Origin of the sequence: Pseudacidobacterium ailaaui (assembly GCF_000688455.1) — a bacterium.
GTDB classification, from domain to species: Bacteria; Acidobacteriota; Terriglobia; order Terriglobales; family Acidobacteriaceae; genus Pseudacidobacterium; species Pseudacidobacterium ailaaui.
Map to the genome: position 1 here is coordinate 49958 of NZ_JIAL01000001.1, position 26990 is coordinate 76947.

At 58.1% G+C, this 26990-nt stretch carries 20 protein-coding genes; all 20 read left to right on the forward strand.

Going from position 1 to position 26990, the window contains the following annotated elements:
* The first annotated feature begins 21 nt into the window (after window positions 1-21).
* The 20 genes from N655_RS16475 to N655_RS0100360 all read left to right on the forward strand — a co-directional run bounded on the left by N655_RS16475 (window position 22) and on the right by N655_RS0100360 (window position 26947).
* On the forward strand, window positions 22-2328 hold the full coding sequence (locus N655_RS16475; RefSeq protein WP_162173457.1) for a type IV secretion system DNA-binding domain-containing protein: 2307 nt from the start codon (window positions 22-24) through the stop codon (window positions 2326-2328).
* A gap of 6 nt (window positions 2329-2334) precedes the next feature.
* Window positions 2335-5058, forward strand: a complete 2724-nt coding sequence (gene mobF, locus N655_RS16480) for a MobF family relaxase (RefSeq protein ID WP_044933706.1) — start codon at window positions 2335-2337, stop codon at window positions 5056-5058.
* Window positions 5059-5218: 160 nt separating this feature from the next.
* Window positions 5219-5560, forward strand: coding sequence for a helix-turn-helix domain-containing protein (locus N655_RS16485; protein ID WP_044933708.1), 342 nt, complete (start codon window positions 5219-5221; stop codon window positions 5558-5560).
* On the forward strand, window positions 5557-6267 hold the full coding sequence (locus N655_RS0100270) for an ImmA/IrrE family metallo-endopeptidase (protein ID WP_026441384.1): 711 nt from the start codon (window positions 5557-5559) through the stop codon (window positions 6265-6267). Before N655_RS16485 ends, N655_RS0100270 begins: the two co-directional genes overlap by 4 nt.
* Before the next feature lie 58 nt (window positions 6268-6325).
* Window positions 6326-7549, forward strand: coding sequence for an SAVED domain-containing protein (locus N655_RS0100280; protein WP_155987440.1), 1224 nt, complete (start codon window positions 6326-6328; stop codon window positions 7547-7549).
* Complete coding sequence (locus N655_RS0100285; protein WP_155987441.1) at window positions 7536-8435, forward strand: hypothetical protein; 900 nt, start codon at window positions 7536-7538, stop codon at window positions 8433-8435. The genes N655_RS0100280 and N655_RS0100285 overlap by 14 nt, the downstream gene beginning before the upstream one ends.
* A gap of 29 nt (window positions 8436-8464) precedes the next feature.
* Window positions 8465-9124, forward strand: coding sequence for an SEC-C metal-binding domain-containing protein (locus N655_RS0100290; protein WP_162173458.1), 660 nt, complete (start codon window positions 8465-8467; stop codon window positions 9122-9124).
* A 541-nt stretch (window positions 9125-9665) separates the two neighbouring features.
* The gene (locus tag N655_RS0100295) at window positions 9666-10622 is read left to right on the forward strand and encodes an ArdC family protein (protein ID WP_026441388.1); all 957 of its coding nucleotides are present in this window, start codon (window positions 9666-9668) and stop codon (window positions 10620-10622) included.
* Window positions 10622-11032: a DUF6908 domain-containing protein gene (locus N655_RS0100300; RefSeq protein WP_026441389.1), complete on the forward strand. Its 411-nt coding sequence runs from the start codon at window positions 10622-10624 to the stop codon at window positions 11030-11032. The genes N655_RS0100295 and N655_RS0100300 overlap by 1 nt, the downstream gene beginning before the upstream one ends.
* Window positions 11033-11107: 75 nt before the next feature.
* Window positions 11108-12709, forward strand: a complete 1602-nt coding sequence (locus N655_RS0100305) for a ParB/RepB/Spo0J family partition protein (protein WP_026441390.1) — start codon at window positions 11108-11110, stop codon at window positions 12707-12709.
* A gap of 225 nt (window positions 12710-12934) precedes the next feature.
* On the forward strand, window positions 12935-15619 hold the full coding sequence (locus N655_RS0100315) for a type I restriction-modification system subunit M (protein WP_026441391.1): 2685 nt from the start codon (window positions 12935-12937) through the stop codon (window positions 15617-15619).
* Window positions 15616-16452: a restriction endonuclease subunit S gene (locus tag N655_RS16490; RefSeq protein ID WP_049961153.1), complete on the forward strand. Its 837-nt coding sequence runs from the start codon at window positions 15616-15618 to the stop codon at window positions 16450-16452. Before N655_RS0100315 ends, N655_RS16490 begins: the two co-directional genes overlap by 4 nt.
* A 118-nt stretch (window positions 16453-16570) precedes the next feature.
* Entirely contained in the window at window positions 16571-18094 is a 1524-nt protein-coding gene (gene istA, locus N655_RS0100325; protein ID WP_026441392.1) for an IS21 family transposase, read from the forward strand.
* Entirely contained in the window at window positions 18091-18870 is a 780-nt protein-coding gene (gene istB, locus N655_RS0100330) for an IS21-like element helper ATPase IstB (protein ID WP_026441393.1), read from the forward strand. The genes istA and istB overlap by 4 nt, the downstream gene beginning before the upstream one ends.
* A 267-nt stretch (window positions 18871-19137) precedes the next feature.
* Window positions 19138-19404 (forward strand): restriction endonuclease subunit S domain-containing protein, encoded by a 267-nt coding sequence (locus N655_RS0100335; RefSeq protein WP_026441394.1) that lies wholly within the window; start codon window positions 19138-19140, stop codon window positions 19402-19404.
* 12 nt (window positions 19405-19416) lie between these two features.
* On the forward strand, window positions 19417-21177 hold the full coding sequence (locus tag N655_RS0100340; RefSeq protein ID WP_026441395.1) for a DUF262 domain-containing protein: 1761 nt from the start codon (window positions 19417-19419) through the stop codon (window positions 21175-21177).
* Complete coding sequence (locus N655_RS0100345) at window positions 21174-24302, forward strand: type I restriction endonuclease subunit R (RefSeq protein ID WP_026441396.1); 3129 nt, start codon at window positions 21174-21176, stop codon at window positions 24300-24302. Before N655_RS0100340 ends, N655_RS0100345 begins: the two co-directional genes overlap by 4 nt.
* Entirely contained in the window at window positions 24299-24985 is a 687-nt protein-coding gene (locus tag N655_RS0100350) for a M48 family metallopeptidase (RefSeq protein WP_026441397.1), read from the forward strand. Before N655_RS0100345 ends, N655_RS0100350 begins: the two co-directional genes overlap by 4 nt.
* Window positions 24986-25265: 280 nt before the next feature.
* Window positions 25266-26084 (forward strand): type IV toxin-antitoxin system AbiEi family antitoxin domain-containing protein, encoded by an 819-nt coding sequence (locus tag N655_RS0100355; RefSeq protein ID WP_162173459.1) that lies wholly within the window; start codon window positions 25266-25268, stop codon window positions 26082-26084.
* Window positions 26081-26947 (forward strand): nucleotidyl transferase AbiEii/AbiGii toxin family protein, encoded by an 867-nt coding sequence (locus N655_RS0100360; protein WP_026441399.1) that lies wholly within the window; start codon window positions 26081-26083, stop codon window positions 26945-26947. Before N655_RS0100355 ends, N655_RS0100360 begins: the two co-directional genes overlap by 4 nt.
* The last annotated feature ends 43 nt before the right edge of the window (window positions 26948-26990 follow it).

Below are 26990 nucleotides of genomic sequence, written 5' to 3' on the forward strand. Positions count from 1 at the left end.
ACAAGCGAAATGGAGGCGCAAATGGCCACCCTTCAAAGCATCGATCAGGTTCCAATCGAAAAGCTGCATGGGCGCAGCCGACGTTCCTTGAATCTGAGCACAAAGCTCACACCAATGGAGGCAAAGGCCGTGGAAGATGCTGCTTCTGCCGCTGGCAAGACACCGAGCGAATGGGCACGTGAGCAACTGCTTCGACGCGCGGACGCCGAGATTTCGGGCCAGATGGAGATGCACATCTTCACCGAATTGGTCGGCATTCAGATGCTCCTGATGGGCACGCTCGAACCGCTGCTGCGCGGCTCGAACCTGTCCGCCGAGCAGGTCGATCAACTCTTCCGCCAGGTGCAGACCACCAAGGCGGCCAAGGCACAGGAACTCTTGGCCCGGCGCAGCCAGAAAACAGGAGAGATAGCCATGCCAGCCGTTCAACAATGGGGTCGAAAGGAATCTCTGATCTGGCCGCCGCGCGGTCATATCTATACGCTCGGCGCATTCTTTCTATCGCTGGTTGCGGCGGGCTTTTTCATCTGGCTGCGCTTTCAGTTTGGCCTCACGCTTCTCCAACGCTACTACCTGCCGTACTACCTGCGCAGCGAAACGGCCGGCCTCACGCGCCAAGCCAGCCAGTACCAGATGCTCGTTGTAACCGATGGCGAATCACGGAGCCGGGCTGCGCTCGACGCGGACGTGCAGCCAGGGTCCACGCCCCAGTTTGGCGGGAAACCATTGCCGATGATGCTGACGCAAGAAGCCGCACGGCAGGGCGCCTACTACCTTGCCCGCGAGCCGATGCGCAGCTATCAGAACAAGGCGCTTCATGCCTGGCTCGCGCACTGGATCTATGGCGACGCTTCCTTGCTCGATCTCTTCAAAGTGCAGCTTCTCTTTGGGCTCATGGCGTTCCTGCTGCAGCTTCCGTTTTCGATCCGCAAAGACATTGCGCGAACCCGGATGCTGCGCTACGGACGGTGGCTCAAGGGACCGATCCTCGTCAGCGCCAAGGAGTTTACGAGGGCCATCGCCGGCGATGGAATCGGCATCACGACCAACGATTCCAAGGAGCCGCTGCGCATTCCGCGCAATGCCGAGAACAAGCACTTCCTGATCGTCGGAGACACCGGCACCGGCAAGTCGAGCATCATCCGTCAACTGCTCTATCAGGTCGATGCGCGCGGTGATGCGGCCATCGTCTACGACCCGGCCTGCGAGTTCGTGAAGCAGTTCTACAACCAGCGCCGCGGTGACATCGTGCTCAACCCGCTCGACGCCCGGATGCCGTACTGGAATCCCTCGAAGGAATTACGCCGCAAAGCCGAAGCCAAGGCTCTGGCCGTCTCCATGTACCAGCCGGAAGGCGTCACCAACCGATTCTTCGTCGAAGCGCCGCAGAAGATTTTCGCGCACTTGCTGAGTTACCTGCCGACGCCGGAAGACCTCGTCCAATGGATGTCCGATCCCGATGAGATCGACCGCCGCGTCAAGGGAACCGAGTATTGGGCGCTGATCGATCCCAAGGCTCCGCAGCAGCGCACCGGCGTCCTTGGCTCTCTCAATATGAGCGCCGACAGCTTCCGGCTTCTGCCCAAGGAGGACGAGACAACTTCCATGTGGACAGCGACGAAATGGGCCGAGACACGGCGCGGATGGATCTTCATCACCTCGCGCCCGACGATGCGCGAGGCGCTGCGCCCGCTCATCAGTCTGTGGATCGACACGCTTGTGCTGCGCCTGCTCAACGAGCCGACGCCCGACCACAAGCCGGTCTGGTTTGTGATCGACGAGCTGGCCAGCCTGCAGCGGCTGCCGCAACTCCACACCGCGATCACCGAGAACCGGAAATCGCAGAATCCGGTTATTCTTGGATTCCAGGGCCGCAGCCAGATGGAGGCACGCTACGGCGACGACGCCGAGGCCATGCTCTCGCAGCCGGCCACGAAAATCTTCCTGCGCACCACCGAGCCGCGCGCGGCCAAATGGGTCAGCGAGGCCATTGGCGAGGTCGAGATTGAGCGGCTGCGCGAGACGCATTACGACGGCACGCGCCAGGGGCACAACTTCATGCTCGACCGGCAGACGGAGCCGCTCGTTCTGCCGTCTGAAATCTCCGGCCTCGACGACCTGCGGGGCTTTCTGAAATACGGCAATCACGTTGCGCGATTCACCTTCCCCTTCATCGAACTTGAGGAAAAGAACCCCGGCTATGACGAGCGCAAGATGGACGACCTGATCGTTCCCAAGATGCCTCCGCCAATCGCCCCGGAGTCCGTTCAAGGCCATCTTCTCTTTCCTGAGCTCACGCACCAGCCAGTCGGAAACCAGATGGAGTAACCGTCCATGCTTACCATCTCCAAACCGCTCTCGTCCGGTCAGGCGCAGAACTACCACTCCAAAGAGTTCACGTCAAAAGAGCAGAACTACTGGTCCCAGCGAGGCGTGATCCAAGGCGAATGGCAGGGTCAGCTCGCTTCGCGCTTCGGACTATCTGGAGCGGTCTCCGCTGAGGACTTCGCACGGCTAAGCCAGGGCCAGCATCCGCAGACCGGCGAGCAGATCGTGCGTCAGCGCGCCTCCTATGAGTATGTCGATGAGAACGGCAAGACCGTCAAAACCATGGAGCACCGCGCCGGTTGGGATGCGACCTTTTCCGCGCCGAAGTCTGTCTCGCTGACTGCGCTTGTCGGCGGCGACGAGAACGTGCGCATCGCCCATCGCGTCGCCGTCAAAGTCGCCCTCGAACAGCTTGAGATGTACACGCAGGCGCGCATCGGCGGGAACCAACCTGCCGAGAGCACGGCCAAGTTGATCGCTGCCAAATTTGAGCACGATACGGCCCGGCCTGTCGATGGCTACGTGGCTCCGCAACTTCATACGCACGCCGTCTTCTTTAACGTCACCGAGCGCGAGAACGGTCAGTTCCGTGCCGTTCAGCCGCAGAGTTTGTTCGCGTCGCAACAGTTCGCCACAGCCGTTTACCAGTCAGAGTTGACCTACCACCTGCGCCAACTCGGCTACGAGATCACGACGGGCCGGAGCGGCGCGCCGGAGATCAAGGGATACACGCAGGAGTACCTTGACGCATCGAGTCCACGCAGCCAGCAGATTCGTGAGTATCTGGAACGAACCGGGCGCACCGGCTCAGAGGCCGCGGAGATTGCCGCGCACTCGACCCGCGACAAGAAAGCGATTCACTCGCCGCGTGAAGTCATGGCGGCGCACCGCAAACTTGCCGCTGACTTCGGCCATCAGGCCGAAGCCGTCGTCCGCGAGGCGCGCGAGCGGCTCCAGCGCCAGCAGCAGCCAGCGCAATCCATCGACCGCGTGCGCGAGTCACTCACTTTCGCTCGCGACAAGAACTTCGAGCGCGAGGCCGTCGTGGACGAGCGCGCCCTGATCCGCGACAGCCTCCGCCGCGGCATGGGGGAAGTCAGGTATTCCGAAGTGCGCAACAATCTCAACGCTCGTCTTGCCTCAGGCGAATTCCAGATCGTTGATCGCCAACAACACTCTCCCGCGCGGCAGTTCACAACCGCCAGGACCATCGCTGCCGAGCAAGAAATCGTTCATCGCGTTAGCGAGGGGCGAAACCAGATCGATCCGGTTCTCTCTCGTCAGCAGGCGATTGCCGTGGCCGATCAATATGGACATCTGAACCGCGCGCAGAAAAGCGTCGTCGAGGATGTTTTGAGTTCCCCGGACCGCATCCAGGGCATTCAAGGATACGCCGGCGCAGGCAAGACGACGGCGCTTTCCGTGATCCGCAGCGCGGCGGAATCGGAGGGCTATGCCGTGCGCGGTTTCGCCCCAACCTCGCGCGCAGCGCGGCAACTCAACGAAGCTGGCGTTACTTCCGAAACCTTGCAGAAATTCCTTGTGCGGCCCATTGAGCGCCCAGCGCCGGCACAGCGGAACTTCTACTTCGTCGATGAATCGAGCCTGGCGAGCACCAATCAGATGCGCGAGTTTCTTGCGCGCCTTGGGCCGCAGGACCGCGTGCTCTTGATCGGCGACACGCGCCAGCACCAGGGCGTTGAAGCCGGCCGCCCATTCGAACAGTTACAAGAGGCTGGAATGCGCACGGCGCGGCTCGACGAGATCGTCCGCCAGCGAGACCCAGAACTGAAATCGGCCGTCGAGATGCTCGCCAAAGGGCAGGCCTCCGCCGCGCTCGAATCGCTTCAACAGCAGGGGCGCGTCCGGGAGATTCCGAATGCCGAAGAGCGCATTCGCACCATCGCCAAAGCCTATGCCGAAGTCCCGGCAAAGACGCTAATCGTCTCGCCGGACAACGCCTCACGCCGTGAGTTGAACGTTGCCGTCCGCGAGGAACTGAAGGCCCATGGGATCGTTGCGGCTGATGACCGCAACTTCCGGGTTCTGGTTCAGCGCCGGGACATGACCGGAGCCGAGCGGACCTGGGCAAGCCACTACGAGACGGGCGACATCGTCCGCTTTTCGCGCGGTAGCAAAGCTCTCGGCATCGAGGCCGGAAGCTACGGTTCGGTTGTCGGCGTGAACTCCGCCGCCAACCTGCTTTCCGTCGAGAAAGTCACCGGCGAGATCGCCACTTACGACCCGCGCCGCCTCACCGGCGTCAGTGTCTACCGCGAGATCGACCGTGAATTTTCCGCTGGCGACCGCATCCAGTTCACCGCGCCCGACAAGGCGCTTGGCGTCGCCAACCGCGACCTTGCCGTGATCGATTCGATTGCGCCCGATGGCCGCATTTCGGTCCGCCTCGAATCCGGCCGTGAGATCAACTTTGACCCCGCCGAGCACCGGCACTTCGACCACGGCTACGCCGTTACCAGTCACAGCGCCCAGGGCCTCACCGCCGAGCGCGTCCTCGTCAACGTCGACACATCCGTCCACCCGGACCTGCTCAACTCTCGCTTCGGATATGTTTCCATCTCCCGCGCCAGCCACGAGGCAACGCTCTTCACCGACAACCTCGCCAAACTCAACCCGCAGCTCAGCGCCGACATCTCCAAATCCTCCGCCTTGGAAATGAATCAAGGTTCATCCATCGCACCGGAAATCAATGTCGGCATGAATATGTGAGGGGCATAACTGATACTATCGTCCACGTTTTTTATCCATCATTCGCGCTCATCATGCAGCAACGAAACGGCAAGTTCCGCGCTTGATTCCTTGCCCAAGGATCGTGAAATGCCCCGATTGACATCCGCCTCAAACAATGTAAGCTGACAGTGACGGACAGATGAAAACATTCGGTGAACAAATTAGGGATCTTCGGGAAGCAAAGGACATTTCTGTCCGTGAACTAGCTAGGCAACTGAATGTCTCTGCTGCATTTTTATCGGATGTGGAACTAGGGCGCCGCCATCCGTCGGATGAGATCATGCGAAAAATGGCAGAGTGCCTTGGTACAACACCGGAAGAACTCCAGAAATACGACGCGCGTCCCCCTGTACAGGAACTGAAACGGATTGCCGCAAATGATCCTGCGATGGGATTTGCGCTGCGTCGTGTGGTGGACGAAGGCATAACCGCGAAAGATCTCCTTGAGTTTCTCAACCAACACGGGAAGAAGAAGAAATGAGAACGTACCGCTCGAAATCCGGGCCGTTTCTCGAACAGCCCTTTTACCGCCCGGCCGATTTCGAATCGATTTGCGTCGAAGCGCTTAGGAGCGTGGAGCTTTTCCCCACATCCCCATCGCCCGTAAGAATCGACCGCTTTATAGAAAAGCGCTTCAAGGTGCAACCGACCTACGCATCCCTCCCACCAGGTGTCCTCGGATTCACCCGTTTCGGCGCGAATGGGGTCGAGGAGATTGTAATTTCCCAGGCGCTCGACGAAGAAGGCACGGCGACTGCCGAGAGGCGATTGCGCACTACGCTCGCCCACGAAGGGGGCCACGGGCTCCTTCACGCGCATCTCTTTGCCTTGGGCGACCGCCCCGATTCCTTGTTTTCTGGAGAACTCGCTCCCGATGCCCCGAAAATCATGTGCCGGGACGACGTGCAAACCGGCGTAAGCACTGGCAAGAAACCGCCGTACCGATGGTGGGAGTTCCAGGCGAACCAAGCGATGGGAACCCTCCTACTCCCACAGTCCCTTGTGGAAAAAGCGCTCGAAACAATAATTGAAAAGCGCGGCCTCCTTGGTGTACCTGTTCTTTCTACAGGCCGCCGGAAGGACGCTATCCGGCTCATTGCAGAGACGTTCAACGTAAATCCCATCGTTGCGCACTACCGGTTGGACGCCCTCTATCCCACGTCGGCCGAGCAGCAGTTGACACTCTAAATTTTTTGCCTAAAATGTAAGCTATAGTAGCTTACGTAAGCTATCTATCGGCGGAGCAATGGCAGCCACACACAAGCACATCGTGAACCCACATTGGCCACGCTCGGTAACTCAAGCCTCGCGGGCGATGACCTCGCCGGTCCGCAAAGCTCGAAGCGTACCAGCCCTCGTCCGCCTTTTTCTCTTTGTCGAGGCCGGTGGACGCTGCGAGTTCGATGGCTGCAACAAGTACCTCCTCGAACATCACGTCACGCTCACCGCAGGCAACTTCGCGGAGGTGGCGCACATCGTCGCGTTCCAGGAGGACGGTCCGCGCGGACGAAGCAAAGTGCGCCCCGTAGACATTCATGAGGCCCAGAACCTCATGCTTCTCTGTCCCGAATGCCACAAGCATATCGACGACCATCCAGAGCGGTTTCCCATAGCGACGCTTCGCAAATTCAAGGAGCGCCACGAGCGGCATATCCACCACATGACTGCGCTCAGGCCCGAATACCGAACCTCAGTCCTCATGGTCACCGCCAACATTTGCGACCAGGGCGTCTTCATTCCGTTCGATCAGGTCATCGAAGCGCTTGCGCCGCGGTATCCAGTCTCGAAACCTGGCAAACTCATCGATCTTACGTCAATTCCGATCAACGACACGGCATCGCTTGAAACCGCGCGAGAGGCGGTCCGGCGCGGGCTCGCCGCGCTCTACGACGCTGGCGGCGAGGTCCAGACGGTAAAGCACATGTCGATCTTTGCGCTTGCTCCCATGCCGCTCCTCGTGGACCTAGGCGCGCGTCTCAGCAACAAGATTCCTACCGACCTCTACCAGCGGCATCGCGACACTGAAGATTGGACGTGGAAGCAGGGAGACACTTCGGTTTCGTATACATTCGGTATCGTGCAGCAGGGCACCGATCCAACGAAGGCGGCGCTCATAATGTCGCTGAGCGGCACCATCCGGCTGGAAGATTTGCCACCGAGCATCGACCAGACATTCACGGTATACGAGTTCACCTTGAAAGGCGCGATTCCCCATCCCGCGTTCCTGAAGACCCGGTCGGACCTCGAAGTGTTCCGCGCGAGTTATCAAGCACTCCTTGGGTCGATCCTTGACAACCAAGGCATCGTGAAGGAACTCCACTTGTTTCCTGCAGTACCCGCGCCTGTGGCGATCCTCTGCGGGCGCGAACTCCTGCCGAAGGTTCATCCGGGCCTCCTCGTGTACGACTTCGACAAGCAAAAGGACGGTTTCACATTTCAACTCAAGGTGAATGCATATGGACACGAATGAATACCTGCAATCGGTGCTCTCCGGTCAGTCTCTTGGGGAGGACAGCGCGGAATTGAAAGAACTACAGGCGGAGCGAGCAAAAGTGGAAAAACTCATCCGCGAGAGCTTCGGCTCCGTGCCAATCATCCGCTATGGCGGGTCGAAGGCAAAGGGGAGCCTTATCAAGGAATCGTATGATCTCGATATTGTCTGCTACCTTCCATCGGAGAGCGATGCCGCTGGAAAAACGCTCCAGGAAATTTACGAGAACATCCGAAACTGCCTCAACAAGAGCTATTACGTCGAGGAAAAGACCTCGGCGCTGCGGCTTAAAGGCAATGCGGCAGACAACTACATGCGCGACTTTCATATCGATGTCGTGCCTGGGCGATTCACTGACGAAAGTAAGTCGGATTGCTTCATCTACCAGAAGTCTGCGGAGAAATGCCGTCTAAAAACCAATCTCGACACCCACATTGCGCACGTGAAAGGAAGCGGTGTTGTCGATGCGATCAGGCTACTCAAACTTTGGAAAACGCGGAAGGGGCTACGCGTCAAGCAATTTGTGTTCGAGCTCCTGATCATCGACCTACTCAGCGGAATGAAATCGAAGCCACTCGCGGATCAACTCCTCCATGTGTGGAACGAGATCGCTGACCACGAAGAACCAATTCACGTCGAAGATCCCGCGAACCCGAACGGCAACGATCTCACCGACGTGATGACTACCGTATGGGCAACGCTCCGTGTAGCTGCGACCGACACACTCAATACGATCAAATGGTCGGGTTGGGAAGCGGTATTCGGTTCGGTGGCGGCAGCGAAGTCTTTCACTGTTGCGGAACGGGCACAACGCGCCACGGCGTCCGTGAGCACACCGAACAGGCCGTGGTGCCCACGCGGATGAAGAGGTCTTGGTACGAGAAGAACCCTGGTGTGCTGCGCGATATGGAGGCGGAGATTGCGGCGAGGTATCCGGACCTACGGGTGGTGATGGAGCAGGGCACTGTTTATATCCGTGGCAGCTTTCCCATCATGGACGCAACGGATGTGCTCGATCGCTTTCAGATCGAGATCGAACTGCCAGCAGATTTTCCAGAATCCATTCCGGTTCTTCGGGAGGTTGGCGGCAGGATTCCGTGGCACGAGAACCGACACGTGAATAATGGCACCGGAGAAGCGTGCCCGATTGTTCCCGAAGAATGGCTGGTGCGAACGGAGCGCGACTCGATACTCGCATTCTTGGACGGTCCTGTGAGGAACTTCTTTCTCGGGCAGATTCTTATCGAAGCTGGGCAACCGTGGCCCTTCGGAGAGCGATCGCATGGCATTGATGGACTCTTTGAAGCATACGAAGACATAACTGGGATTTCTGACCGGAATACCATTGTCCGTTATCTCGAATGCCTAAGTCGAGACGTCTTTAAGGGACATTGGGCATGCCCGTGTGGGAGCGGCAAGCATCTGCGCAATTGCCATTTGGAACAGCTCAAAGCCCTACAAGCGAAAGTTCCTGCATTCGTTGCGCGAAGCGCACTTGCAAGAATTGACGAGCAGCTTCAATTGCGGCGAGGAATCCGAAAACACAAACGCTGATCTTCTTGGAGTTTATCCAGTCAATGCTGCGAAAAAGCAAGAGAGCCGCTCAGTCAATATCACCGGATCAATCTCCCTTTTCCGTTATTGTGCAGTAGAACATACATTACCTTTTGGCCACATACATCCGACAACCTATCATCTCCGTCCCCGGCGGGGCTGCTGAATTTGTAGCAGGCTGCTGGCGCCCTTCCCCCACTGCGACCGCCGGTGAGACTGGCGTTCTACGCTTCCCATCCATGCGGGCCTGTGTCCTGCCCGCAACGCCGACCCTGAAAAACAATGCGGTGCAGCCTTCGGCTGGACCTCCGGTTCGACATTCGTTTCCCTGCGAACTCTAGGCTTCGTTCGGCTCCTTCTGTCAACCCCGCTTGTGCAGCTCCGCGCGGCATACAGCGCCGTGCTCGCTTCCGCGCCCCTTCGGGCTTCGGGGGTTGACAGCGCCTCTCTGCGCCCTTTTCGCAGCTATGAAACGAATGTCTTTTTTTAGCCCTCCCAGGGCTGAAAAACGGCAAATCCCACTCCGAAGGAGCCGAAGATCATGACCTACGCCAGCAACAGCACCGCCAACACCGCGCCGCACAGCAACAATGCGGCGCTACGCGGCGAATCCCCCTACCAGCAGCGCACTACCGAGCGCGAAAACCCCGCGCAGCAACTCATCAAGCAGGCCGTCGAGTTCCTGCTCCAGCAGCTTGAAGCAGGCAAGAGCGAGACCTTGACCGCGTATCTGGCGGCGATGGCCCGCTTCCACAATTACTCGTTCGGCAACATTCTCGCCATTGCGCGGCAGCGCCCGACCGCAACCCGCGTTGCGGGCATCCGTACGTGGAACGAGTTGGGCCGGTTTGTGAAGCGCGGCGAGAAGGGCATCCAGATTCTCGCCCCAATCATCGGCCACCGGCGCAGGAAGAATGCAGCCAACGAGGAGCAGGATGCAGACAGCCAGGCGAAGCCCGCGCCCGTGCTGATTGGCTTCCGCGCGGTTTACGTCTTCGATGTCTCACAGACCGAAGGCATGGACCTGCCGGAGTTCGAGCACAACATCGGCGGCGAAGTCGGCGCACACCGCGACCGGCTGATTGCTTTCCTCAACGCGCAGGGCATCAAGCTGGAGTTCAACGAGAAGATCGCCCCGGCGCTTGGCGTCAGCTACGGCGGACGTATCGCGTTACTGCCCGGCCAGTCGAAGGCCGAGGAGTTCACCACGCTGGTACACGAAACGGCGCACGAGCTTTTGCACAAGACCGAGCGGCGCACCATGACGACCGCGACCGTGCGCGAGACCGAAGCCGAGGCCGTGGCCTTCATCGTCGGCCAGGCCGTCGGCCTTGAGATGGGCACCGCCAGCAGCGACTACATCCAGATGTACGCGGGCAACGCGGCGCTACTGACCGAGAGCCTCGAAGTCATCCAGCGCACCTCTGCCGTGATCCTCGGAGCCATTCTCTCCGAGGACGCGGCCAGCGAGAGGAACTCACTCGCGGAGGTGGCGTAATGAAAACCATCCTCCAGATTCTCGCGGCGGCGGGCGGGTTCCGCCGCAACCTCTATCTGCGCATCGAGAACCCGCCTTATATGGCGCTTGTCATCGAGGCCACGCCGGAGCCGGGTCCGCTCGGCGCTCCGGCCATCTCCATCGCGCACTACGGCGAACTGAACGGTGACCTGATGCGCGACCCGGAGATGTGTTTCGAGTTGACCAACCCGGCGCGTTTGGGCTGGATGATGACGCCGTATTACTTTCGCAACGATTACCTCGGCATCGAGCAGTTTTCGCGCATGCGCGACGCACAGAACTACATCTTCTATCCAGACCTGTTTCACCAGCACGAAAGCTTTGCCCGCACGTGGGACCGCAACTTGCGCGCGCAGAGGTTCCTTGAGGCATTCCAGCGCAGCCGCTAACCCGCCAATCACCGGGCGGGTTCACGTGGCCCGCCCACGCCTTCACGCAAGACAACCTGAAAAGGAGAATCGATCATGACGAACACCATGCAGTCTGAATATCGCAACCTGCCGCTTGACGCGCTCACCGAGTCGCCAAACAATCCCCGCAGGAGCTTTGACGAGGCCAGCCTGAACGAGTTGGCCGAGTCGATCAAAGCGCAGGGCATTCTTGCGCCGCTTGTGGTCCGGCCCGTCGATCATCACTTCGAGATCGTGGCCGGTGCCCGCCGCTATCGCGCCGCGCAGCGGGCTGGACTCGAAACCGCGCCGGTGCGCATCGTCGAGTTGACTGACGCCCAGGCGCTCGAAACCAGCATCGTCGAGAACCTCCAGCGCCGCGACGTTCACCCGCTCGACGAGGCGCAGGGCTTCGCAGCCCTGATGCGCCTGGAAGAGCCGAAGTACACCATCGAAATGATCGGCGCAAAATGCGGCAAGAGTCCGGCATACGTCGCCGCTCGCCTTCGCTTGACGGAACTTGCCGCGCCTGTCGCCGAAGCCTTCGCCAAGGACGAGATCGGCGTCGGCCATGCGCTCTTGCTGGCCAAGCTGCAACCGGCGCAGCAGGAGGAAGCCCTCGCCGCTTGCTATCAGGAGCAGTACAGCAACGGCACCGGCAAGCCGAAGCGCATCCTGCTCCCGGTCCGCCACCTGCAACAGTGGATCGAGCACAACATCTTGTTGAAGCTTGCCGCCGCGCCTTTCTCGAAAGAGGACGCCGCGCTTGTGCCCGAGGCCGGCTCGTGCGTCGATTGTCCCAAGCGCACCGGGCACAATGTTCTGCTCTTCCAGGGGATCGCGTCGCAGCATGATTCCTGCTCCGATCCAAAGTGCTACGCGGCAAAGGTAGACGCGCACGTCCGCCAGACCATCGCCGCCAAACCTAAACTTATTCAGATCAGCACAGCCTACGGCCCGGCGAAGGCCGACAGCCCGGTTGTGCCGCGCAACAAATACGTAGAGGTTCGCACCGACAAGCCCACTAACCAGAAGCAGCGCGACTGGCCGGAGTACAAGACCTGCAAATTCACTACCGAAGCCATCGTCACCGAGGGCAGCGAGAAGGGGGAACTGCGGCGCATCTGCGCGAATCCCGATTGCCCGATTCACCACGCCCGCAAGCAGCGGCCCGCGAACGATGCGGCATTCAAGGCCGAGCAGGAGAAGCGCCGCCACGAAGAAGCCATCGCACAGACAACCGGCCTCCGCGTCCTCAAAGCCATCGGCGATGCGGTTCCGATTCGCCTGATGAAGCGCGACCTGCTCTTTACCGCCGAACGTCTCACCGCCGCGCTGGACGAGCGCCGCATTGCAATCCTGCTACGGCTTCACAGCGTCGGCAAGGCCAACGGCACCACCGACGCCCCGGCCAAACTGTTTGCGTCCTTTCTCCGCAAGGCCGACGAGGGCACGCTCGGCCGAGTTTTGGTCGAGGTTGCCGTTCTCCAGTCGGCCCACTCGCCGACCGACGCCCCCAAAGCCCTCCACGAAGCTGCCGAGTTCTACAAGGTGGACGTGGCCGCAATTACGGCCAAGGTCAAGCAAGAGTTCGCGGCGAAAGAGAAGGACAAAGAGACGAAGAAGGCCGCGCCCAAACCAGCACCCAAAGCCGCCAAGAAGGCCGCAGCAGCGTAACCGTCAACCCCGCAAAACCTCATCGCGGAGCCGGCAAACGGCTCCGCATTTTTATGCTCAGCGCCCGTCTGCCCGCCCTCATTCGCGCTCCCGCCACGGCAGGAGGCCATTTTCCCCCGCCCGACGGTCACGCCCGCGCTGCGGAGCAGCGCACTCTTCCAGAAACAGAATCAGCACCGGCACCAGACTTCCTTGATGCGTGGAATATCATTGGGACACGCCATTATGGACCGCGAAAAAATCACTCTATCCAAACTCGAATCGTTCCTCATGGGAGCCGCCGACATCCTGCGCGGCAAGATGGATGCCTCTGAATTCAAAGAGTTTATCTTTGGGATGCTCTTTATCAAGCGTCTGTCCGACGAGTTCGACCTCAAGCGTGAACACCTCCGCAAAAAAGTATTCGCCCACATTACCGATCCCGCGCTCCTGGCGGAGCTACTCGAAGACAAATTGTCCTACGGCGAGACGTTTTTCGTTCCCGTCAGAGCCCGCTGGAATGAGCCGTGGGCAGATGAGAGCGGCGACCTGGTGCCCGCCCTCAAAGATCTCAAAACTGACATCGGCAATATGCTCAACAAGGCGCTCGCCGCCATCGAGGACACCAACGACGATCTCAATGGCGTCCTCAAGAACAACATCAATTTCAACGCAGTAAAGGGGCAAACGAAAATCCCCGACCAGAAGTGGAAGGACCTCCTTGACCACTTCAACCAACCCGATTTTGTGCTGGTCAACGACAACTTCGAGTTCCCCGATCTGCTTGGAGCGGCCTACGAATACCTCATCAAGTATTTCGCAGACAGCGCTGGCAAAAAGGGTGGAGAGTTCTACACTCCCGCCGAAGTGGTCCGGCTCCTGGTTCAACTCGTCAAGCCGCAGGCCGGCAACACCATCTACGATCCGACCGTCGGCTCCGGCGGCTTCCTCATCCAGAGCCATCAATATGTGGAGGAGCAAGGCGAAGACGCCAACAATCTCGCCCTCTACGGGCAGGAGTCCGCCGGAACCGTCTGGGCCATCTGCCGGATGAACATGATCCTGCACAACATCACGCGGGCCACCATCGAGAACGGCGACACGCTGGAGGACCCCAAAATCCTCGACCACGGCCAGATTCGCCGTTTCGACCGTGTCCTTGCCAATCCGCCCTTCTCGCAGAACTACAGCCGCGCCGCCATGAAATTCCGCGACCGCTTCCGCGAGTGGTGCCCGGAGACCGGCAAGAAGGCCGACCTGATGTTCGTCCAGCACATGCTGGCCAGCCTCAAGTCCGATGGCCACATGGCCACCATCATGCCCCACGGCGTGCTCTTCCGCGGCGGCAAAGAGAAGCTCATCCGCGAAATCTTCATCAACGACGATGTGATCGAGGCCATCATCAGCCTGCCGCCCGGACTCTTCTACGGCACCGGCATCCCGGCTTGCGTTCTCGTCATGAACAAGAGCAAGCCCGACGAGCTACGCGACAAAATCCTCTTCATCAACGCCGACCGCGAGTACGCCGAGGGCAAGAATCAGAACAAGCTCCGCCCCGAGGACATCGAGAAGATCACCTATGTCTTCACGCACAAGCGCGAGATCCCCAAATACAGCCGCCTCGTCCCCAAAGCCGAAATCGTGGACAAGCACGACTACAACCTCAATATCCGGCGCTACGTGGACAACACGCCCGACCCGGAGCCGGAGGATGTGCAGGCGCATCTCATCGGTGGCGTGCCTCAGGCTGAGGTTGCGGCCCGTCAGCCGGACTTCGCTAAGTTCGGCGTGCAGACCGATTCGCTCTTCCAGCCGGAACGCCCCGGCTATCTCGCCTTTGTTCCGGCCATCGCAGCCAAGTCGGCTATCAAGGCCACGCTGGAGGCCGATCCCGCGCTGCTCGCCACCATTCAGGCCCACGGCCAGGTGCTCGCCAACTGGTGGAGCATGGCCCAGAACGACTTTGCCGAGCTGCGCAACGGCAAGAAGATGCCCGAGGTTCGCCACGAACTGCTGACGACACTCAAGGAGAAGCTGATTCCCCTAGGCGTGCTCGACGAGTTCCAGAGCGCCGGAGTCTTCGTCAACTGGTGGCAACAGATTCGCTACGACCTCAAGACCATCATCTCCTCCGGCTGGCACCACTCCCTCATTCCTGACTCTTACCTCATCGCTGCTTTCTTTCAGGCTGAAGCCGATGCCATCGAAAATCTGGAGGCCGCCATCGCCGAGGCGCAGAGCGAACTGGCCGAGGCCGTAGAAACCGCGCAGGAAGTCGCAGCCTACGAGCCTGAGGAGGATGAGACCGTCACCGCCGCCGTCATCAAGAAGGCGCTCAAAGAGCTGATCGACGATCTCGCGAGCAGCACCGGCGCCTCGGCCGGCAAGGAGCGCGAAGGGCTGCAAGCCCAGCTCAAGACGATTACAGAGATCGAGAAACGCATCAAGGACGCAAAGGCCACGCAGCGCACCCTTGCCAGCGAGCTGGAACTGAAGATGCAGCTCAAGCGGCTGGGCGGCGAGGAGTTCAAGGCAGACAACCAAAAACTGCTTGCTCAGGTGGATGCAGAGCTGGCCGGCCTTGACCCCGGCAAGAAGGACGAGAAAAAGAAGATCAAGGCGCTTGAAAAGGACAAGGCCACGCTCCAGGCGAAGATTGCCGCCACGGATGCGCTGCTGGCTTCGATCGGCGGCCAGCTCACGGACGACGAAGCCAGGACTCTCATCCTCAAAAAGCTCCATGACCTCGTCAGCACGGAACTCCATCGCTATCTGAATGCCGAAAAGCGGCGTCTCGTTCAGGCGGTCGAGAATCTTTGGGACAAGTACGCCGTCTCCGCGCGTACGCTGGAAGCGAGTCGCGCCGAGACACTCAACACGCTGAATGATTTTCTGGCTGGATTGGGGTATTTAAGGAGGGTTGGACAATGACCCTTCCAGACACTTGGCAAACGAAGACATTAAAACAATTGGCTTCAATTAACTACGGTAAGTCTCCTGCGCAAATCTTGGATGATTACGGACAGTATCCTGTCCTTGGTACAGGGGGAGAAGGGCGCCAAGGAAACAACTTCTTGTATGAAGGCGACTCCATCATCCTTGGGAGAAAAGGAACGATTGACCGCGTCTTCTTCGCCTCAGGAAAATTCTGGACAATTGACACTGCGTACTACCTCAGCAATTTCGTTGAGGCACTTCCTCGTTGGTTGTTCTACTTCTTACAAACGCAAGTTTTGCGGCAACTGAACGAGGCAACAGGCGTTCCGAGCCTAGCCCGCGAGACACTTTACAAAATTCAGATTCCGACGCCACCTGCTATTGAACAAGCCAAGATTGCTGAGATACTTTCGACGGTGGACCGGGCGATTGAGCAGACGGAGGCGTTGATTGCCAAGCAGGAGCGCATCAAGACCGGCCTGATGCAAGACCTGCTCACACGCGGCATCGACGAACACGGCGACCTCCGCTCCGAATCCACCCACCCGTTCAAAGACTCCCCCCTCGGCCGCATCCCAGTCGAATGGGATGTCTGGAGGATTAATGAAATCGCTAAGGTTTCCTATGGTATTTCGGATGCCATCGATACAGACAACAAAACCGGAATCGCGACGGTCATGCTGACTTGTATTTCAGCTTCAGGCGAACTTAACCTAAACCCCAGCCTTCTAGCCTATACCTCCTCAAAGATCATAAGTGGGAGGGATATTCTCGAACCCGGAGATTTACTTTTTAACTGGAGAAACGGCAGCCAGAGTCACCTCTGATTTTGGCATTCTGGTCTGGCCCAGCCGCGGCAGTTAACTTTGGCCCACCTGAGAGGGTGTTGGCTACGCTTCGAGGATGGGGCGATGGAAGCGTAGCTGGCTGACCAGGAGGGAGAAGGTGGAGCTTTTCGAACAGATACGCCGGGAGTATGAGTTCGGCGTTGGAACGATCGCGGGTGTGGCGCGGAAGCTTGGCGTACACCGGCGCATGGTGCGGGAAGCGCTCGGCAGCGCAGAACCCGCAGCCCCTAAGCCCCAGCAGCGGCGGCTTCGCAAGCTGGACGGAGTCACCGATTTCATCGATCAGATACTTCGAACGGATATGGCGGCACCGCCCAAGCAGCGGCACACAGCGCGTCGCATCTTTGACCGGCTGCGAAGCGAGCTGCCGGATTTCAGCGGCAGCGAGCGGACCATACGCGGCTATGTGCAGCGCCGGCGCCAGCAACTGGGCCTTGAGTACCGCGAAGTGTTCATCGCCCAGACCTACGACTGGGGATCTGAAGCGCAGGTCGATTGGTACGAGGCCTGGGCGGTTCTGAGTGGCGAGCGGGTTAAGCTGCAGGTCTTCGAGATGCGCTCGATGGCCGGCGGGGCGAGTTATCACCGGGCCTACACCAACGCCACACAGCAGGCTTTTCTTGAAGCTCATCAGCTGGCGTTCGCCTACTTCGATGGCGTTTTCCGGACGCTGCGCTATGACAACCTGAAGAGTGCCGTGAAGCGGATCCTGCGCGGTCATCGCCGCGAAGAGACCACCCGGTTCATCGCCTTCCGCTCGCACTGGCGGTTTCAGAGCGAGTTCTGCAACCCGGCCCGCGGCAACGAGAAGGGTGGCGTGGAAGGCGAAGGCGGCTACTTCCGGCGCAACCACTGGGTGCCACTGCCGGAAGCTGGCAGCCTGGATGAGCTGAACGCATATCTGGAACAGTGCTGCCGCGATGACCAGAACCGCATCTTGGCCGGACGTTCGGAGACGGTTGGGGCGGCGATGCTCACCGAGCAGGCGTACCTGCTGCCGCTCGCGACCGAGCCGTTCGACCTGGCCGAGATCAGCTTCCCGACCGTGGACGGACTGCGCTCGGTGCGTGTGCGGACCAACCGCTATTCGGTGCCGTTGCGGCCAGGAACGATCGTCGAGGCTCGCGTGAACGCCGACTCGGTCGAGCTATGGCATGAAGGCAAGCGCGTCGCCCGCCATGAACGCTGCTACAGTCGCCAGCAGCAGATCCTGGATCTGGAGCACTATCTCGATGTGCTCGAACGCAAGCCCGGCGCCTTGGCCGGTTCGACGGCTCTGGCCCAGTGGCGCCAGGCCGGGCGCTGGCCAGAGTCCTTCGACCGGCTGTGGCAGGCGCTGAACGTTCGGCATGGCCGCCAGCATGGCGCACGGCAGATGATCGAGTTGCTTCAGCTGGGCACTGGCCACGGCTGGGAGCCGTTGCGCTCCGCCGTGGAACAGGCGCTCACGCTTGGCTGCCATGATGTAGCCGCCATCCGCCACTTGATGCTGGCGGGACATCTTGATCGTCCCACAGTGATGTCCGTCGATATCGGCCCGCTTGCCCGTTACGAACGGCCGATGCCGGTGATGACCAGCTATGACCAGTTGCTGAGCCACTCGGCGGAGGTGACGGCATGAAGGCATCGACCGAGAACCTGGAACAAGCCGCGGTCCAGCAGCAGTGCCGGTCCCTGCGCCTGCCCGCGGTTGCCGAACAGTGCGCACCGCTGGCCGACGTTGCCACCAAACAACGGCAGACTTATCTCCGCTACCTTGAAGCTCTGCTCACCGCCGAGTTGGAAGAGCGCGAACGCAACACCATCGCCCGGCGTATCAAGGATGCTCGCCTGCCGCGCATGAAGACGCTCGATGAGTTCGACTTCAGCAAAGCACCGCAAGTACCCGCAACCAAGATCCACGAGTTGGCCAACGGCGGCTATATCGAACGCGCCGAGCCGGTGATCCTAATCGGCGACTGCGGGACCGGGAAAACGCATCTGTTAACTGGCCTGTGCGTGGCTGCCTGCAGGCAGAAGCGCCGCGTACGGTTCGCCACCGCGGCGGCTCTGGTGAACGAACTGGTCGAGGCCAAGCAGCAACTGCAACTTCGCCGCGTGCTGGCACGCTGGGAACGCTATGATCTGATCGCTATCGACGAGGTTGGCTATGTGCCGATGGCTGAACTAGGCGCCGAGTTCCTGTTCCAGGTCATCGCCGAGCGGGCTGAAAAGGCGGCGGTCATCCTCACAACCAACCTGCCCTTCTCCGAGTGGACCCAGGTGATCCCCAACGCCCGCCTCTGCAAGGCGCTGCTGGACCGGATCACGGATCGCGCCCACATCATCGAAACCGGCGCCGACAGCTACCGCTTCCGGCGAACGGTCGAGAAAGGACGGGTCAAACCTGCGGGCTAATCGCCGCCCCCGCTGGGCTTCGGGCTTCCGCTACGCTCCAGCCCGAAGCCCAGCGCATCTCCATCCCTCTACGCTGTCCAGCAACTTGCCCCAAGTGGGCCAAAGTTAACTGCCACAGCTGGGCCAAGAAAACTTGCCAAACGCAACCTCGGGAAAACCGCATATTTCGACAGCACTGAAGTATTTACTCATGTTGGTTTTTTACTCAAGATCAGAACGCTTAGAAGTAAATGCGATCCAAGGTACCTATGGTTTTTGATGAACTCAATGAAATCCAACGGCTATTTTCTAACCGCGAAGATTCAAGTAAACAACACCTTCAATAGCGGTGAACTCAACGCGGTTTTTGTTGCCTTGCCACCACTGGCCGAACAACAGGTAATCAAGAACCATCTGGATTCAGCCGAGGCGGCAATCAGGCAGTCACGTTTGGAACTCCATAAACTTGGCGACATTAAGACCGCACTCATGCAAGACCTGCTCACCGGCAGGAAGCGCGTTACTCCCCTACTGGAATTGGAACTTGCCCAATAAGAGAGGAAGAGAATGCCGAACAAGAACGAGATCAAGAGCGAAAAGATTCTGGTCAAGGATGTCTTCTCGACCATGTGGTTCCGTATCCCGGAGTATCAGCGCCCCTACATCTGGGGAAAGGACGAGGTTAACGAACTGCTCGATGACCTGACCTTCGCCAGCAAGGACAAGCCCGACAGCGAATACTTCCTCGGCTCGTTCGTCTTCCAGTTCAAACAGGCACATTCCGAGCAGGAGTTCAATGAGAATGACCTGCTCGACGGCCAACAACGCATGACGACTCTATTGATGCTGCTGGCCTGCATCCGTGACGCAGCTACGAATCAGCTCGCCAAAAACAGTTGCCAGAGTCGAATCTACCAACAAGGCGACCCTTTCTCAAGGATTCCTGAGCGAAACCGTCTTATCTTCGCTATTCGCGAAGACGTGCAGGAATTCGTAGAAATCTACGTGAAAACACCGGGAGGGACCAACAAGACTGAGGAACTCGAAAAACTCACCAAATCGCAAGCGGACACTTCAATACAAAACATGGCGCGGGCCATTCTGGAAATTCGGCAATTTCTTGGGAATCCTGAAAATGGCATCACGCCAGAAGAGCTTTTGACCTTCCTACTCAATAATGTCCTGTTCATCTACGTCGCTACGCAGGATCTGGAAGACGCCTTTCGTCTGTTCACGATTCTGAATGATCGCGGCGTTCCATTGCGCAATAGCGATATCCTGAAATCGCTCAACCTCGGAGAACTGGACAAGGATAGCGACAAGATTAAATATGCAAAGCTGTGGGAGGAGGCCGAGAGTTCGCTGGGCGACGACTTTGACCGATTCCTGAACCACTTGCGCACGATTTTGGTTAAAGACAAAGCTCGCCTGAGCTTGCTGCAGGAATTCGAAGATAAGATTTACTACCCCAAGGAGAGGGAAAAGGCAACTGGACAGAAGAAGCCTGCTCTGCTGAAGAAGGGCAAAGAGACCTTTCAGCTTGTTGAGCGATATCTGAAGCATTACAACGATCTTCTCGGCGGCGGAAACTACGAAGAGACCGGGAACTCCTTCAAGTTCGACAACCTGGTCAAAGTAATGCTGACTGGTTTGCCTTCAAGTGATTGGGTGCCTCCACTGCTCCTTTACTACGACAGATTTGGATACCTCGGACTGCTGGACTTCCTTATTGAGCTGGATAGGAAATTCTCTGCTGATTGGATGACTCAACTAACTCCAACCGAGCGCATCGAGAACATGAATCAGGTGATTCGGGTTGTCGAAGGTGCTGAATCAGCAAAGGCTGTGCTCGCGAATGCCTGTTTCCAATTCGATGCGGCCGGCCTGATGCGCACTGTGAGCGGTACGGTATACGGCAGAAAGTATACGCGCTACCTATTACTGAAGTTGGACTTCATTTATAGCGACCCAGGCCAGTTGATGTCGATTCAAACGCCCTCTGTCGAACACATTCTGCCTCAAACACCCAAAGAAGATAGCCAGTGGGTCATTGACTTCACAGAGCAGCAGCGTGACGAGTGGACAGACAAGCTGGGCAATCTTGTTCTGATCACGCGGGCAAAGAACTCATCCCAAGGACGCCTGAATTACAAGCACAAGAAAGCAAAGTATTTCAATGGCTCCATCACAACTTGCCCAAATTCCCTGCGGGTGTTGCAGAACAGTCAGTGGACGATGGCAGAGTTGGTGGATAACCACAAGAAAGTGTTGGGCGCTCTAGCGACGAATTACGGGATTCAGATTACGCAGGTTGAAAGCGCGCAATGATCAACGAACGGTTAGCAAAAGAACTGAAGCTCGACGAGCGGAACCACGTCGAGAAGCCTCTGCTGGACCAGTTGCATGGGCTGGGCTGGACGATCAAGGATCTCGACAGCAAGCAGCATCCTGAAGACACCGGCCGGGAGAGCTTTACCGATGTTGTTCTGCTTCCCATTCTGCGCCGGCAGTTAAAGGCGATCAACGACTGGCTGGAAGACGACCAGATGGACGAGGTGGTGAAGCAGCTCACGGCCAGCTTTCCATCGACGAGCCTGATCCAGAACAACCGTCATGTCTTCAACCTGCTCCAGGAGGGCACCAGCGTCAGCGAAAACCGCAAGACGGGCGAAAAAAGCCCAACGGTGCGCTTCATCGACTTTGCGCATGGGGAAAACAACGACTTTCTTGCCGTTTGCCAGTTCAAGGTGTGCATCCTCGGCACGGAGCACCACATCATCCCGGACATTGTTCTGTTTCTAAACGGGCTGCCGGTGGTGGTGATCGAGTGCAAGTCGCCGAAGGTGAAGGAGCCGATTCCGGAGGCTATTGAGCAACTGCTCCGCTACAGCGAGCAGCGCGGCAGCAAGGGCGAAGGCAGCGCCCCGCTCTTTTACTACAACCAGTTCGTCGTTGCCACCTGTCGCCAGGAGGCCAAGTTCGGCACCATCACCACGCACAGCGAAAAGCACTTCTATCGCTGGTCCGATCCCTTTCCCCGAACCGTTGACGAACTGGAGCACGGCGGCACGAGCCCCAACGACCAGCAGCGGCTGGTGGCCGGGATGCTTGCGCCGGACAACTTGCTGGACATCATCCGCACCTTCACGCTCTTCTCAACCAACGACAAAGGCGAGACGATCAAGATCGTCGGGCGCTATCAGCAGTTCCGCGCAGTAAAGCTGGCCGTGAAGCGCCTGAAGGAAGGCAAGACGCCACGCGAGCGCAGCGGCATTATCTGGCATACGCAAGGCTCCGGCAAATCGCTGACCATGATGTTCATGGTGCGCGAGATGTACCGGCATCCTGAGCTGTCGCAATGGAAGGTTGTCTTTATAACCGATCGGACCCAGTTGGAGGAGCAGCTTTCCGATACCAGCCAGAGCATCGGCTACACGGTGAAGGTGGCCGACAGCATTAAGAAGCTCAAGGAGCTGCTTGCCACCAACTCGTCCGATCTGGTGATGGCCATGATCCACAAGTTCCGTGAAGCAGATTTGACAGAGACCTTCCCGGAGTTGAACACCAGCCCGCATATTCTGGTGATGACCGACGAGGCGCACCGCTCGCAATACAACATGCTGGGAGCGAATCTCGACAAGGCGATCCCGAACGCGACGCGCATTGGCTACACCGGAACGCCGATTGAGAAGACGGAGCGCGTTTTTGGCGATTACATCGACAAGTACACAATGCGCCAGTCGATTGAGGACGGCGTAACGCTGCAAATCGTCTATGAAGGCCGCACCCATAAAGCGGGAGTGACCGATGCCCTGGGCATGGACATTGCCTTTCACGATGTATTCAGGGATTACACGCCGCAGGAGTGCGTCCAGATTCTCGGCTACGGTTCGCGCGATGCGTACCTTGAGGCCAAGGAGACAATCAAGGCAAAGGCAAGAGACATGATCGCCCATTACGTCGAGCACGTCTTTCCGAATGGCTATAAAGCACAGATTGTGGCCACTTCACGGGAGGCAGCCGCGCGCTACAAGGAACACGTGGATGCGGCGCTCGCCGAAACGATCGCAGAATTGAAGAAGGCGAATCCAAGGGAAATTGACATTGCTTTGCTGGAGCGGATGAAGACCGATGTGGTCATTTCCGGCAGGCAAAACGATACCCAGGACCTTGCTCCGTACACCGACGCATCCAGGCACAAGACAACCATCAAAAGCTTCAAGCTGCCCTTCGGCGCGGAAGATGAGGGCGTGAATGGCGATGTCGGTATCGTGATCGTCACCAATATGCTGCTCACGGGCTTCGATGCGCCCATCGAGCAGGTGATGTATCTGGACAAGGTCATCGTTGCTCACAGCTTGCTCCAGGCGATTGCCCGGGTGAATCGCGTTGCCGGCGCGGCTAAAGAGAAGGGCTTTGTCGTCGATTACGTGGGTGTTGGACACCACTTGAAAAAGGCCCTCGACACCTATGACGAGCGTGAACAGAAAGAAATGCTGAACACGCTGAGCTTTCCGGAAGAAGAACTTAGGGCGCTGAGGGCAAGCAGAGACGCAGTCATGGAATTTCTCAACAAGAACGGCCTGACTGATCTGACGGACCACGACGCATTCTTCGATCTCTTCTATGACGAAGACCTGCGGTTTGAATTCATGACGCTCTTCCAAACATATACGCGATGCCTGAACGTAGTCTTTCCCGCCAAGGAAGCGTTGGGCTTCATGCCAGAATATGAAGCGCTTGCGGAGGTCAATGTCCTTGCGGGAAAACATTGCAGGGATGCGCGGCTGAGCATGAGGGGCATCCCTCCGAAACTTCGGAAAATTACTGATGCCTTTCTTGAGTCGCAGGGAATCCAAGTAAAAGTTGAGCCTATCTCAATCCTGGATGAAGATTTCCAAAAAGACGTTAGCAGCCGGACCCGGACGAAGACAAAAGCAGCAGAGATAGAGCACGCCATTCGTCACCATCTTGATGTTGAATTGAATGACGACCCAGACCTGCGGGCTTCGTTTGCAGAGGCGCTCCGCTTGATTCTTGCGGAGTTCCAGGACAACTGGAATAAGGTTTATGAGGAGTTAGAAAAACTTCGACTGCGGATTATCAATGCCGCAAAAGAGCCGACATATGGCTTGCACCGCAAGAAGCAAATGCCATTCTTCCGAGTACTCAAAAAGGAGATTTATGGTGAAGCCGAGCTGGACGACGATTCAATCTCTGCACTCGTTTCGCTTACACAGCAAGTCTTCGGAGAAGTCGAGCGCGAGTTGAAGCTGACGGGGTTCTGGGAGAGCATACCTGCGCGAAACAAACTGAGGGCAGACATTCAGAGAACGCTTCTACAAACAGAGTTTTCCAGGCTGCCAGGGATCGTGCAAAACCGGACCCACATCGTTAGCCGAATTATGGAAATCGCCGAGAAGAACAGCGACGCGATTCTATACGCCGCATGAACGATCTGGAATACAAAATCGTGCGATCGCCGAAACGAAGGACGCTGACTATCACAGTCGAGCGAGACCGGACGATCATCGTCCATGCGCCAGAGAACGCTTCAGACAAAGCGATAGCTCACGTGATGAATAGCAAGCGCCAGTGGATTTATGGGAAGCTCCATCACGAGCAGAAGTATCAGGACCGAATTCATCCTCCCGGCAAGGAGGTAGTGAATGGAGAGTCAGCACCGTATCTTGGCAGGGATTATCGAATTGAGATTGCCGAGACCGAGAGCGGTGAGGTGGAATTTTCCGATGGTTTCAAGGTTCCCGTTTCACACCAGAACAAAAAGCGTGCAGCTTTGAAGTCGTGGTATATCGATCGGGCAAAAGAGACAATCCTGCTTCGTGTTAACGCAGCTGCCAAAGAACTGGGCGTCAAGTTCAAAGCCGCAAAGATCGTTGATAATCGATATCGCTGGGGATCTTGTACGGTAAATGGCGCTGTGAACTTCAATTGGCGACTCATCAAGGCACCGATCTTCGTAATCGACTACGTGGTTGTCCACGAACTAGCGCATCTGTTGGAAAACAATCATACGGCTCGGTTTTGGAACATTGTTCGCGCGGCCTCTCCCACGATGGCAAAGGCGAAGGCTTGGCTAAAAGAGCACGGACAATGTCTTGAGGAAGAGGTATAGCCGCTGAACTTCCGAGATGGATTTTATACTTTACCGCAAGCCGCTTTTACAGGCGGCGCTTCACGAACCGCAGCGATGACGTTTGATGGAGAACGAAAATGGAGGTCGGACGCTTTCAGGCCGCGCATTGCTCAGCGTAATGAAAGCGCCAATCCTGCAGTGATGCATTCCGTTCTGGTGTGTCTGTCTTCTGGTATATTCAAACAATCTGTTAGGAGTGATTTCCTGATTATATGCAAAATAATGCTTTTTTAGATTATTTTTGTGTATGATTGGGGAGATGGCATCGCTTGAGTCCTACCTAGATCAGCAGCTCGCTCAAGGGCGCGCTTACTTCACCAAAGAAGAGGCCAGGAGAAGACTCGGCTTATCGCCGTCTGCGTTTGCCGCAGCCGCTCTTCGGCTAGCGAAGAAGCGCAAGCTCATCAACGCTCGCCACGAGTTCTACCTGATTCTACGCCCCGAAGACTGGAGCCTCGGTGCGCCAGACCCCGTCCGCTGGATCGACCCTCTGATGCAGCACCAACGCACCGACTATCGCGTTTCACTCCTGCGCGCGGCGGCGTTTCACGGCGCATCCCATCAGGCCGCAATGGTATTCCAGATTGTTGTTCCAAAGCAGCTTCGCTTGCTTGAGATCGGCCGCCACCGGCTGCAATTCCTCTACCAGGCGCCGGGAATCTTCGAACAGGTGAATCGGCCGGAATGGCTGGACAAGATCAAGACCGCTGAGGGCTTCACTAAAGTCGCTGGGGTCGAGCTGACTCTGCTGGATTGCGTGCGCTACTTCCATCAGGCATCCGGGATTGCCGGAGTCGCACAGATCGTGAAAGACATCGGGGGCAAAGCGGCTCCGCGCAAGCTGGCGAAGATCGCTGGGTTCTATGAGAACTCTGCGGTTCGCCGGCTGGGGTATCTGCTCGATCTGGCAGGCCACTCCCGGCAGTCGGCGGCGCTGGAGCCGTTCGCGGCCCAGGCGAAATCGTTCAAGCCGCTTGACCCAGCCATCCGGCCGATTCAGGAAACCGCTGCGAATTCCGCCGAGAGAAACACCAAGTGGCGTCTCACGATTCATGAGCCGGTGGAGGTGGACTTTTGATTCCCGACGCATACCTCATCGAGTGGACGGCAAAGGCTCCGTGGCCCGACATGCGGCAAGTGGAACAGGACCTCATCATCAGCCGTGCCCTCTGTGACCTGTTCAACGCCGCCGAACTGCAAGGCAAGATTGCCTTCCGCGGCGGCACTGCGCTCCACAAGCTGCTCTTCGCGCAACCGCTGCGGTATTCCGAAGACATTGATCTCGTCCAGACAGAAGCGGAGTCGATTGGCTCTACGGTCAATGCCGTGCGCAAGGCCCTATCGTGGCTCGGCGACTGCAAGAGGGAACAGGCCGGCCATTCCATTCATCTCATCTTTCGCTATACTCCCGAAGCGGACGCGAGCACGAAGCTCAAGCTCAAGGTTGAGATCAACACTCGTGAGCATGTCTGCCTGCTCGGACTGAAGCGCTACCCATTTTCTGTAAATAGCCGTTGGCATAAGGCGGAGGCAGAGGTCGTCTCGTTCGAGCCGGAAGAACTTTTCGGGACGAAGCTGCGGGCACTTCTGCAGCGGCGCAAGACCCGTGACCTGTTCGATTTGTATGAAGGACTGAAGCAACTGAATCTGGACTGCGGCAAGCTTCTTGCCTGCTTCGACCACTACCTTGCGCTGGAGGGCACGCCCATACATCGTGCCGCTGCGGAGGAGCGCATGCTGCAAAAGTTGGAGCGCAGCTTGACCGAGGACATTGAGCCGCTGCTTCCGGCCGGAGTCCGTTTTGATGAGCAAGAAGCGCTGCGAGCCTTTGCCATGGTGTGGGCGGAACTGATTGTCCATATCCAGGGCGAGGCGTGGAAGCTTTCGGCGAAGATCATCGATGATCTTCGAAAGAAACACTTCCCCAGTCTGCTGCGGTGACAGCTCGCACAGATGGGGAATGGAACAAGAACCCGAACCGATA